Below are 10,216 nucleotides of genomic sequence, written 5' to 3'. Positions count from 1 at the left end.
GGGCAGCACGATGAACGCGCCGTTCCCATATGAGTACACTCACACGTTCCCTGGAGACGAGGTCGCCGTAGAGGCCATGCGCCTCATCGGCATCCTCGTCGCTGCTGGCGAAGACCCGGTTGGATTGATCGAGGACGACTTCGTACAGGTGGTCGCCAGACAGGCGATGGCAGACCGAGTTTGCAGAGCGTACGATCTGGGCCTCGATCTCGGCTCCCCAAGGATGGAGCTATCCGAGCAAGGGGATATGGACCTCGTCTTCGCGTTCGAGCGCGAGGTGGATGCGGCAGCCTTCAAGATCGCGATCCTCTGACTCAAAGGCGGCCTGGAGGTGATCCTCCGGGCCGTCCCCTCATGCGGCCACGCCGGGCACGATCCGATCCGGCTGTGCCTGCATCGCGGCCCTGATCCGCTGCACTGTGGCCGTCCCGGCGCCAATTCTGCGGGCGGTCTCCCGGATGCCAGTTCCGGCGATGAGCAGCGCGCGAATCTCTTCGATTCGCTCGGCTTCCATCGGGGGGCGGCCGAGGCGCGTACCCTTTGCCCGTGTTCGGTCGAGGCCCGCCTGCACACGGTCCCGGATCATCGCTCGTTCAAACTCGGAGAAGACCGAGAGCATCCCGAAAAGCGCACGGCCTGCGGGCGTGGTGGTATCGAGCCCCTGGACATGGAGATACAGACCGATCTGCCGCGCCTGTATCTCGCCCAGGAAGCCGACAAGGTCCTGAAGCGATCGACCCAGGCGGCAGACGCTCCAGGCCGCGATCAGATCGAACTCGCGTCGGGCAACTCCCTTGAGGAGCGCATCGTATCCCGGCCGCCGCTCCCGCCCCTTGGCACCCGAGATGCCCTCGTCCGTGAACACGGCCACGACGACCCAGCCGAGCCGGGCAGCCACCGCGTGAATCTCACGAAGCTGGTTCTCGACCGTTTGCCCTGACTGCGTGCTGACACGGGCGTAGATGGCGACGCGCTTCTCCATGCCCGCAGAATCCCACGAACCGGATTCCCGTGCACCACCGCCCGACCCAGAAACACATGGTTCCGAAACAGCGCGATTTATGCGAAACTTCCGAGTGAAGATGGGCTAGAAACGCAACGGGATTTTGGAACGCAAGAGGAAAAATGGGAAAGATTAAGGCGTTCGACGAAGCCCGAGACTATCAACACGGTGTAGAATCGTCTCGGTAAACCTGAAGGGACCTCATTGTAGCCAAACATTGTGTTCGAACTTTTTACTATCGCGTAATTACAAAGTTTCACTATTTTGACCGATATGCTGCTGTACGGTGAACCACTCCCCTATGGTAAGTGCCTATTAACTGTGGCGACAATGAAAAGAGCCAGAAATGGAAATGAATGAAGTCTCTAAACCACAGCTAGAGTATTTTAAAATCGAAGGGCTACACGGTCGACAGGACGTAAGCTTTTCTATGTCGGGTCGAATTGGCGTGTTTATAGCTGATAATGGCTCCGGGAAGACCACTGCACTTTTCATTTTGCAGAGTATCTTGAAAAACGAATTTTCTAAGTTGTCTAAATTCAAGTATGAGAGAATACATATCAAATTTACAGACTCGGATATTTTTACATTCTCCCCAAAAGATTATGATCATTCGAGGAAAATGTTATTTTTCCGAAATTTGCTTCGTAATTCAACCATGAGTCATAAGCAAATTTCAAGACTTATTACGATGGCAAAGAAAAACCCGGTTGGAAGTCTCAGAGAAGACCCCATTTTTGCACATGCCGCGCGTTTATCGAGAATGCCGCCAGGAATATTCGCATCAAGGCTACGAAGCATTGATGTTGAGCCGGACGGTGAACTTGACCTTGTAGTACTGTCGGAAGATTCGTCCGTTACTAAACTTCGCGCCTTTCTAAAGAGCCAATTCAATCATTCAGTAATATATCTTCCGACTTATAGGCGAGTAGAACAAGACCTAGAAGAGTTAGTAGATAGCGCTGAGGAAGAAGGAAGCTTTACCGCGCTCGATATTCATTTTGGCATGAAAGATGTCGAAGACAGGCTTAGCAAATCAACGAAGCAGATTCGAGACCACTTCGTAGAATCTTATGGGCAGGTAAGCGGCCAAATGTTGGGGCAACTTGCTGATAACACCCCGGTTTCAGAGCAGATGAAGCGGAGGCTTTCGGATCGATCGAGTATCGAGTTAGTTCTTGGTAGAGTTGCAGATTACGTTTCAGATACTCAGCGCACGCTGATTCTTAAATTATTTGATGAGGACCGCTTGCTGGAGAACGGACACCTATCTTTCTTCTTATCAAGTCTTATTGAGTCATATGAGCAAGTAAGGGAAGTTGATACGGCGCTACAAAGGTATGCTCAGGTTTGTAACAGTTATCTTTCAAATAAAGAAATGCGTTATGATGGTTTAAACGCAATTGTTTCGGTCTACGAGACTATAGGTGGGTCGAAGCTCGATCTAGCGACGCTTTCGTCTGGTGAAAAACAAATTCTAGGCGTGATGTCTGAGTTGTATCTCGGAGATAAATCGTCCTATATCGTAATATTTGACGAGCCTGAACTTTCACTATCAATGGATTGGCAGAAAAAAATTCTGGTAGATGTAGCCGCCTCTGAAAAAACGTTTTGCCTGATCGCAGCAACTCATTCGCCATTCGTGTTCGAGAACGAACTTGACGGGTATGCACGGTCGTTAGAAGTTAAATTTCGGGCACCATTAGCTGGTGAAAAGCATGACGTCGCCTGAAGCGCTCCGTGAAGGTCGAAATTCTTATGCTGTTGCGCTCCATGGTCTCTTGCGAGATTTTGAAAAAGATGCAGCCCAAGTCTTCGTACTGTTGGAGGGTAAGGACGCTGATTATTATCGATTGAGAATCTCTGCGGTTTGCGTTGGTAATAATATCAAACTGTCATATAGAAACTTAAAGGGTAAAAAGAACGAAAAATCACTAATTAAGGCTATGAAAGGGAATAAGACTTGTGAGCGAATGAGGTACATGGCCTTTTTCGATAGGGACTACGAGGACGATATTGCTGAAATAGAGCAGCCCGAAAACTATGTAACCCCCACGTATGCTATTGAAAATCTATACACTGGCGTAGATTCGGTTGCGGAGATGATACATGCATTGCTTTTCAGTGACGCCGTGCATGACGACGATGATGTTAAAATTATTGAAGATTTGATTCGCGATTACCAAGAACTACAGGAGAAGTTCCACCAAGCGGTGAGCTTATTCAACCACTGGGGATGGGTACAGCGTCACATGCCACGCCCCGGCTCGCTGGATTTAGATAAATTCGATTTTGATATTCATTGCGAATCAGATTTCGACTCGAAAACTATCGTCCCTCGGTACACTCTTTCTGATCTAAACGACTTGGCGAAAGACAGGTCGCCAGTAACAGCGGGAGAAATAGCAGTTGCGTCTGCATGGTTTCAAACGCGAGCCGCGAAATCGAGTTACCGTGGAAAACAAGAAGTTTCTTTTCTCTATTGGTTTCTACAAAATCTGATTAGTAAGGGGACTGCCGCTCAAAAACCTTTTTCAAAAAAGATGCCCTGTAGTAAAAGAGTTTCAAAAAAAGAACTTATTTCCGAACTAACGAACTACGCCGAAACCCCCCCTGAGCTTATGGATTTTATTAGAAGAAGGCGAGATGTGTTTTTGCAGGGTACCTCCACCACTGCCACGTGACCACTTGCTTAAGACCCCGTTTCATAACTTTCGTTCAGCCGTCCGATTAGGATCATGGCAGCGATGAAAATAAAGAAAGCAAGTGCGAAGGATGTCGTCGCTTCATGATCGCGAGCCAGCCTGCGGCATCCGCCGATGTAATCGAATGTGCATTCTATGACCCACCACCAAGGCTGAATGGCGAAGCCTTTCTGCCGCTCCTCAGGCACGAAAAACTCGATCGTGATCGCGTTCGCCTTTGCCAACGCACTCTCACAGATGGGTAGAATCGGCAAAGCAGTTTGCCAGAAACGGCCATAGGCGGCGCGTAGCTCGCAACAGTACGACTCAATCATGGTTGTTGTGCAGGTCCGCAGGCGAGACGGCGGCGATTAGCAGGCGACCATCCATGTCTGTGAGCGCATCACGCTTTCGCTTCACCACGCGCTGGGCTCTATCGTGCCGCCTTCACCTCGACGCCCGCGGCGCCAGAGCGTTCCGCCTGGGCATTCATACTGGCTCTGCGCAGGCTGACCTCGCGCACGGCTCATTTGCGGTCAGATATCATCAGCGTCGGACGCTTCCCGACGATGACGATGCTCTTGGCTCACCACAAAAACCGTCTGACGCCCGTCATGAAAAGGGTCTCATATGATCCTGCCCGAGCGAGACACACCAAAACCATCACTATGGTGTCTCATAAGAACGTCTCATTGACTTCGGGGTAGAGTTCTCACAGGGTGTCTCACAGAGATTCCTCGGGGACGGTCATGATCATTGGATACGCCAGGACGAGTTCGCTCGATCAGCGGGCTGGCCTCGAAGCGCAGGTGAGCGAGCTTAAGGCCCTGGGGTGCGATGAGGTGTTCATCGAGCAGGTATCGTCCGTGAAGGATCGGGCCAAGCTCGAAGAGGCCATCAAGTTTGCTCGAAAAGGAGACGTCTTCGTCGTCACGAAGCTCGACCGCTTGGCGCGCTCCGTTCCTCACATGTGGAGCATCGTTCAACTCCTTGAGGAGAAGGGCGTGGGCATCCGCATCGTGAACATGGGCATCGATACGACGACGTCCACCGGCAAGCTGATGCTGAACGTCCTGGGCGGCGTGGCGCAATTCGAGCGGGAGATGATGCTGGAGCGCCAGCGAATTGGAATCGCCTACGCTCAGGAGAAGGGCAAGTTCAAGGGCCGGGTGCCAACGGCGCGGCGTCAGTCCGATGACGTCATGCGGCTGAAGGGCGAAGGCAAGAGCGTTCAGCAGATCATGGCGACGCTCAAAATCAGCCGAGCATCGGTCTACAGAGTCATACAGGAGCAGACTGCCCAACTGGCATGAACTCGCTCTGTCCGGGGTCCCCAGGCGATCGTAGCCCCGCCTGGATGATGGCTAGAGTGCGTTGTCGCGCTCGTTAAAGATTCGCCAACCATGATTCAGGCATTCGCTTGCGTTTTGCGATCGAATCTGAGGCGAATCCGCATATCTCTCGGCGGAAGGTACGGGTGCTGAACGCATCCTTGCCGCCTGGGGGTGGTGATCGCGACGCAGAAGGATTCGTTATCCTGAGAGGCTGCTTCCGACCCGAGCCGGACATCCCGCCAGGGCGGCTACGACGTCCGGAGTTAGCCGAAAGCTGGTGGACAAGGCGGGGCCGTGAAGTCCGGCACGTCACCCGGCTTCATGGCCATAAATGCGTCGTAGCTAGCTAGGCTCTCCTCAGTCGGAACGGTCCGATCCGTCGCGAGTGCCCGGATGCCGTCGCCAAACGATCGGCGGGTGACCTCGCCCAAGATCGCGAAGTCGTTCGAAAGTTCGTAGGACATCGAGCCCGTCCACATATCGATCCGGGCGTAGCCGGGCGCCCGAGCGAACAGCTTCGGGCGGCCCGATACTTCATGCTTGGCGAGCGCCACGCGCAGAAATTCAAGCTGTCGAAAGAGCACGTGTGTGCGCGCCAAGTCGTTCTCGATCTCCTTCGTGATCCCCGGGTCCCCGATGATGCACCGGAGCGCGCGGGCGAAAGCGTCGCGTCCCAGGTTCAGGTCGCTTGGCTTACCCTTCTCCAGCGCGGCCGCCTTAAGTTCGAGGCCGCCGTTGGTCTTCCACTTCAGGACGTTCTTAGCGCGCTCGCGCCACGTCCGCAGGAGTTCGTAGACGGCGAAGAGCCACTGCTGGCTAAGCGCGTTCAGTAGCATCGTGTGGCCGATGTCGATGCCCTCGTCAGCGGAGCGGTAGGCGCGGGCTTCGCTCTCCAGCGGCATAAGGAAGCCGTCTACGAGCGCGACGTTCATGGCCTGCATGCCGAGGTAGGGATCATCGCCGAGCAGCGTCAGTCCGCGTAGGGCTTCGACGAGTTCGTGCGTCTCGATCTCCTCTGGTTCGCGCGGCATGGGCTCGTTGTGTTCGTCGTCATCGTGATCCTCGACCTCGGGCATCGCCGCCTCGCTTTGATAGTGGAACGTCCGCTGCCGACCGCGCAGCCAACTTCTGCTGAGGATGTGAACCCGACGCTCGCATCACACCCAACGAATGTCGGTGATCCATTCTAAGCAGCCATCGCGGCCTTACCCAACCTCACGCTCGCAGACCCGCCTAGCTTTCAAGAAGCAACGGGCCGGATCATTGTGGACATAAGGATTCGCCCGCCACAATGCTTGCAGGCTACTTCTTTCCCATTCACAAGCTCCTGTTCCCATATTTTGTTATGATTGCCACATCCCTTATGAGGACATTCATAGGTGAGCAGATCAGAGGCAACATCAAATCCATCTCCCGCTTTGTTTATTGAGACCTCGACCGACTCTACACAATTATGACATCGCACCTTAATCGACGGCGCCCCCTTTGTATTATCGACACGATGAACGAATAAAGGGTCAGTGCGACGCCGGATAACTGTACCGCATGAGCAGTTCATCTGAAATATCTGACAATGTGCGCCTCCCGCGACTGCGGCGCTAGAAGCAAGCACTTCATCAATGACGGCGATTATCTCTTGACAGTAACTTCGCCATTCCGTCTTATTTTTATGATTTTTTATATCCATACTGGCGATTGAGGGTGCGTGAAGAGCGTTGCCGAGCTTGTAGTAGCGCTTTTTTAGTTTCTTTAAATCAAGCCGCCGCTCGATGCCAACATTGTGCCGCTCGCCCGTTATCGGGTCTACTGCACGAAGAAACATGGTGCTGTCCGCAAATGGATCGATGTCGATTAGCTGTTCAAGAAGCTTGGGGGCTTGCCAGTCCAACCGCTTCGGGTCGCCGAGTTCATCCAAATAGTTGATCGCGTGGGCATAGATCAGGGCTTCGAGCCCGAACCGAAGCTCAAGGGCGGCATACGTCACAGACCGGTCGTCATCTTCAGCGAGCAGCGTGCGTGCTCGTTCTGCGGAGTTTTGTGCCAGCGCCCGAAATTCGTCCTGGCGCCGCCAGACCTCATTCTTGTCCATGCGGCTCTAAATAGCCGATGCTAATCATCTGAACCATCACCAGGGCATCAATGAAAGAAGCTTAAGGCGGCGTCCGGGGTGATCACCCCAGCAGAAATGCTCCTGCGAGTTTCTGTTCGACTACCCAGAGAGACGTCCGGCGCGCGCGCAACGTAGCCAGGGTATCCTCGATTTCGTGAAGGTCAGTTGCGCCGTGTGGACGTCGCGGTTCTGTGCCGTCAGGAGGGCGACCAACCCGGCCTGCTCGATCCGCCGGGATTCACCAGCCTCGATGAACGCGTCGAGTTCGGCGAGCGTGTTCTCGGCTGATCTGGCCATCGATAGCTTGCCCTCGCGTTGGCCCGGTCCTGGGCTTTGATACCCGTTTCACCTCAGCCGAGGTAGGGATTCGCCAACCATGATTCAGTCATTCGCTTGCATTTCACAACGGAATCCTGACGCGAATCCTGCTCATTCGTCATCCTCGGCGGCGGCAAGTTCACGACGAGCGGCGGCGCGATTCCGTGCAGCCCCCGCGTGGAGTTGTTCGACTTCGGCTCGTGTCTGAGTGAGATCAAGGCGAAGCTGTTCAAGTTCGAGTTCGTCGCGTTCATCAGAATACAACACTTGAATGAATTCGGATGAAGCAGGAGTTGCACTAGTACGTGCTAAAGCGCTTACAATCTCTTTATACAAAGCGACCGGCATTCTTGTTGGATCGATATAGTCCTGAATGATCTGATGTGCCCTCATGGCGCCTCCATCGTCTCCTCGTAATGCTATGATCTAAGTATTGTTAGCGGAACCGAAGCGCGAACATCATGCCCGTAGCCTCGTCCGAGAATGAGAACACGGGCTGGCTGGAATCTCGGTCCAAGCGGCGGCTCCATCGATGTCCCTGCTGGTGCTGGACGTTCTGACGGCACCATGCCTGTGGTGTCTGCCAACGGGGCTGTAGCTGGTCGTCAGAGTCGATCGGCAGCAGCCACACCTGATGCTGTTGCAACTCATCGATGGGTGCCTCAGGGCTGCGCAACCGCGCCCCCGCTTGTGCCCTGAGCTTGGCAAGATTGAACGGTCGCTTCATGCCTGAAGGCCACGTCTGAACGTTAGCGGCTTGAATCCACCGCGCACAGTGACCGAGGCCGCGTACGCAGCGAGGTGAATCGGATCGCACAGACTCAGGCCCCTCGCGGTCGAGAAGGCGAAGTGCATGTGAGAGTTGACGTCATCTCGGATTAGCGCAGCCGGGAACCGCTTAAGGCAAATCTCGACCAATGGCTCGATCGCATCGAGGAACGTGACCTCGTGAAGTCGACCGAGATCGAGCACGCCGTAGAACGTCGCCGACCATGCCGCGCTGTCAAACGAGGGCGAGAAGCATCCGAGACAGCGGATGCTACCCCAGCGCTCATGCTCGCGCTGGCGGCGGTCGAAGGCGCGACGCAGTGTCGTTCGGGTCAGGCTGATCGTATTCAGAAGGCTGTCCGGGCCGGAGCAGCGCGGCACCCGAATCTGGACCTTACGCAGCGCGAAGCTGTGCTGCGACATAGCCCAGCCGGACACCGCATTGGCCATGGCACGGGCACGATGCCGTCGACAGCGGTCGCAGCACGGCGAGCGACACCAGTTCCAGTACCCTGCGCAGGTGCGGGTCCCGCATAGCATGAGCTTCGACCGAATCAATTCGGAAGTTTCTTCAGCGTTGATGATCTTGTTCGTCGTTCTCATGCAACATTGGATGTTGATTGTGTCTCTATTTATGATTTGTAGTTTGGTAATGCAGCAGAAGGTTCCACAAAATTAGATTATAGTGATTCCTTATGTATTAATCGTTTAGTTGAAGTAATGGCGGTCATGACCGGATACGCATCAAAAATGCTGTATTCCTGATTATGACCGCTGAGATTTGAGACGACAGGTATTGTTAATCACCGGTCCAAATGACCCTTGTTTCTGAGCTAGGAGCTTCTTTATCCCAAATATACCACGCAAAAGCAGTGGCGCCGTTATTGATTGAGCTAATTTGACCTTTCGCGAAAGAGATACGGCGCGTGAATTGCAGCACCAAGGTGGGCGGGCTTGGCTTAAAGATGTTCTGATAACGCCGAACCCCTTCAAGGAAACTTGTCCTTGCGATTATTGCTACATACCGCTTTGATACCCTCAATGCTTCCATTACGAACTTTTCACTCAATCTGAATGGAGGATTCGTAATGACGCAGTCAAACTGCCCAGAGGTGTAGGAGCCACTTAGAAAATCCTTGATATCACCGTATCCGTAGTAATACGCATCGGAAGACACTACTCTTTTGAAGCTTTTTTGAAGAACCTTCGACATATGACCCTCGCCGCATGCTGGCTCCAAGCACGTCAGATCACTCAGGCGTTGGTTTGCGAACGGATAATTTTGTAACAGCGCGGCTGTTACGCTTGGTGGCGTTGGATAAAAATCCGCCGCAGCGCGACTTGCAGTTCGATAAGAGCGCGTTGAAACCGTTGCCTTACTGCGTAAGGCAGACTTCGTATTCGCGCTTTTATTAAAATTTTCGGCTGTAGTGTTATTCTTTACTGGCATAACGTTCTCTCGCTTTCCTGCACCTCCGTTGATATTTGTCAGGAAATATTGTGTCTACTTGACATGCTCGTGAATTGAGTTATATTGCAGTAATCCTATCCTAATCTCCTTCGTAGTACGTTGATTCTGCATGACTTTATCCATTTTGTCGCAGAATTGATTTTTTCATAGTGTCCAGATGATGAGTAAGTGCGATTGCATGAGAGAGCGGCCTGGAGGATCACCTCCAGGCCGTCATTGATTCAGAGCGCCATGGTCCGGAACAAGATCGGGTCCACGCTCCGATGGAAGGGTAGGATCACGTGGGCCGTCCCCTCTGCGGTCAGATGCTAGCGGGGGGCATCGAGGTCGAAGTTTAGAGCCCGTGCCTCGTCAGCCAGAGCCCGCGCACGCATCTCCAGGGCCTCACCCACGAAGTCCCAGTAATCGAGACCCTCAGGCTCTCCACCATGCTTCACGAAGCGGTCGAACCGCTCGGTCGCCCGCTCACAGACCTCTGTCGCGGTGAAGACATACGCATACTCGAAGGTCGCGTTCATCGTGCTGCCC

General features: G+C 53.7%; 13 protein-coding genes. 4 read left to right on the top strand and 9 right to left on the bottom strand.

The window, feature by feature from the left end; translation table 11 throughout:
- On the top strand, positions 1–313 hold a 313-nt coding region (locus tag MFF30_RS24675), incomplete at its 5' end, for a hypothetical protein (RefSeq protein WP_238282856.1).
- Positions 314–352: 39 nt separating this feature from the next.
- Here MFF30_RS24675 and MFF30_RS24670 read toward each other — a convergent pair.
- On the bottom strand, positions 353–982 hold the full coding sequence (locus MFF30_RS24670; RefSeq protein WP_238282854.1) for a recombinase family protein: 630 nt from the start codon (positions 980–982) through the stop codon (positions 353–355).
- Positions 983–1,349: 367 nt separating this feature from the next.
- Here MFF30_RS24670 and MFF30_RS24665 point away from each other — a divergent pair, with 367 nt between their 5' ends.
- Both MFF30_RS24665 and MFF30_RS24660 read left to right on the top strand, forming a co-directional pair.
- Positions 1,350–2,735, top strand: coding sequence for an AAA family ATPase (locus MFF30_RS24665; RefSeq protein WP_238282852.1), 1,386 nt, complete (start codon positions 1,350–1,352; stop codon positions 2,733–2,735).
- Positions 2,722–3,687, top strand: coding sequence for a DUF4435 domain-containing protein (locus MFF30_RS24660; protein WP_238282850.1), 966 nt, complete (start codon positions 2,722–2,724; stop codon positions 3,685–3,687). Before MFF30_RS24665 ends, MFF30_RS24660 begins: the two co-directional genes overlap by 14 nt.
- Before the next feature lie 8 nt (positions 3,688–3,695).
- On the opposite strand, the gene MFF30_RS24655 is transcribed toward MFF30_RS24660, so the two are convergent.
- A complete protein-coding gene (locus MFF30_RS24655; protein ID WP_238282848.1) occupies positions 3,696–4,022 on the bottom strand; it encodes a hypothetical protein in 327 nt (108 codons plus the stop codon).
- Positions 4,023–4,436: 414 nt separating this feature from the next.
- Here MFF30_RS24655 and MFF30_RS24650 point away from each other — a divergent pair, with 414 nt between their 5' ends.
- Entirely contained in the window at positions 4,437–5,000 is a 564-nt protein-coding gene (locus MFF30_RS24650) for a recombinase family protein (protein ID WP_238282846.1), read from the top strand.
- Positions 5,001–5,284: 284 nt separating this feature from the next.
- On the opposite strand, the gene MFF30_RS24645 is transcribed toward MFF30_RS24650, so the two are convergent.
- The 7 genes from MFF30_RS24645 to MFF30_RS24615 all read right to left on the bottom strand — a co-directional run.
- A complete protein-coding gene (locus tag MFF30_RS24645) occupies positions 5,285–6,097 on the bottom strand; it encodes a hypothetical protein (protein WP_238282844.1) in 813 nt (270 codons plus the stop codon).
- A gap of 164 nt (positions 6,098–6,261) precedes the next feature.
- Positions 6,262–7,110 carry a hypothetical protein gene (locus MFF30_RS24640; protein ID WP_238282843.1) on the bottom strand — a complete coding sequence of 283 codons (849 nt, stop codon included), beginning with the start codon at positions 7,108–7,110 and terminating at the stop codon, positions 6,262–6,264.
- Positions 7,111–7,230: 120 nt separating this feature from the next.
- Positions 7,231–7,428 carry a hypothetical protein gene (locus tag MFF30_RS24635; protein ID WP_238282842.1) on the bottom strand — a complete coding sequence of 66 codons (198 nt, stop codon included), beginning with the start codon at positions 7,426–7,428 and terminating at the stop codon, positions 7,231–7,233.
- Positions 7,429–7,560: 132 nt separating this feature from the next.
- On the bottom strand, positions 7,561–7,842 hold the full coding sequence (locus tag MFF30_RS24630) for a hypothetical protein (RefSeq protein ID WP_238282841.1): 282 nt from the start codon (positions 7,840–7,842) through the stop codon (positions 7,561–7,563).
- Between the two features lie 330 nt (positions 7,843–8,172).
- On the bottom strand, positions 8,173–8,667 hold the full coding sequence (locus tag MFF30_RS24625) for a hypothetical protein (RefSeq protein WP_238282840.1): 495 nt from the start codon (positions 8,665–8,667) through the stop codon (positions 8,173–8,175).
- Between the two features lie 349 nt (positions 8,668–9,016).
- A complete protein-coding gene (locus MFF30_RS24620; protein ID WP_238282839.1) occupies positions 9,017–9,667 on the bottom strand; it encodes a DNA methyltransferase family protein in 651 nt (216 codons plus the stop codon).
- Between the two features lie 329 nt (positions 9,668–9,996).
- Positions 9,997–10,216 (bottom strand): hypothetical protein (locus MFF30_RS24615; protein WP_238282838.1); only part of this gene is annotated, 220 nt, incomplete at its 5' end.

This window comes from Methylobacterium goesingense (genome assembly GCF_022179225.1).
GTDB classification, from domain to species: domain Bacteria; phylum Pseudomonadota; class Alphaproteobacteria; order Rhizobiales; family Beijerinckiaceae; genus Methylobacterium; species Methylobacterium goesingense.
This window is presented reverse-complemented; position numbering and strand designations above follow the sequence as displayed.

Excerpts from the sequence above, each read along its gene's own strand:
- MFF30_RS24670 (WP_238282854.1), bottom strand. The coding sequence starts at position 982 with ATGGAGAAGCGCGTCGCCATCTACGCCCGTGTCAGCACGCAGTCAGGG.
- MFF30_RS24665 (WP_238282852.1), top strand. The coding sequence starts at position 1,350 with ATGGAAATGAATGAAGTCTCTAAACCACAGCTAGAGTATTTTAAAATC.
- MFF30_RS24660 (WP_238282850.1), top strand. The coding sequence starts at position 2,722 with ATGACGTCGCCTGAAGCGCTCCGTGAAGGTCGAAATTCTTATGCTGTT.
- MFF30_RS24655 (WP_238282848.1), bottom strand. The coding sequence starts at position 4,022 with ATGATTGAGTCGTACTGTTGCGAGCTACGCGCCGCCTATGGCCGTTTC.
- MFF30_RS24650 (WP_238282846.1), top strand. The coding sequence starts at position 4,437 with ATGATCATTGGATACGCCAGGACGAGTTCGCTCGATCAGCGGGCTGGC.
- MFF30_RS24645 (WP_238282844.1), bottom strand. The coding sequence starts at position 6,097 with ATGCCCGAGGTCGAGGATCACGATGACGACGAACACAACGAGCCCATG.
- MFF30_RS24640 (WP_238282843.1), bottom strand. The coding sequence starts at position 7,110 with ATGGACAAGAATGAGGTCTGGCGGCGCCAGGACGAATTTCGGGCGCTG.
- MFF30_RS24635 (WP_238282842.1), bottom strand. The coding sequence starts at position 7,428 with ATGGCCAGATCAGCCGAGAACACGCTCGCCGAACTCGACGCGTTCATC.
- MFF30_RS24630 (WP_238282841.1), bottom strand. The coding sequence starts at position 7,842 with ATGAGGGCACATCAGATCATTCAGGACTATATCGATCCAACAAGAATG.
- MFF30_RS24625 (WP_238282840.1), bottom strand. The coding sequence starts at position 8,667 with ATGGCCAATGCGGTGTCCGGCTGGGCTATGTCGCAGCACAGCTTCGCG.
- MFF30_RS24620 (WP_238282839.1), bottom strand. The coding sequence starts at position 9,667 with ATGCCAGTAAAGAATAACACTACAGCCGAAAATTTTAATAAAAGCGCG.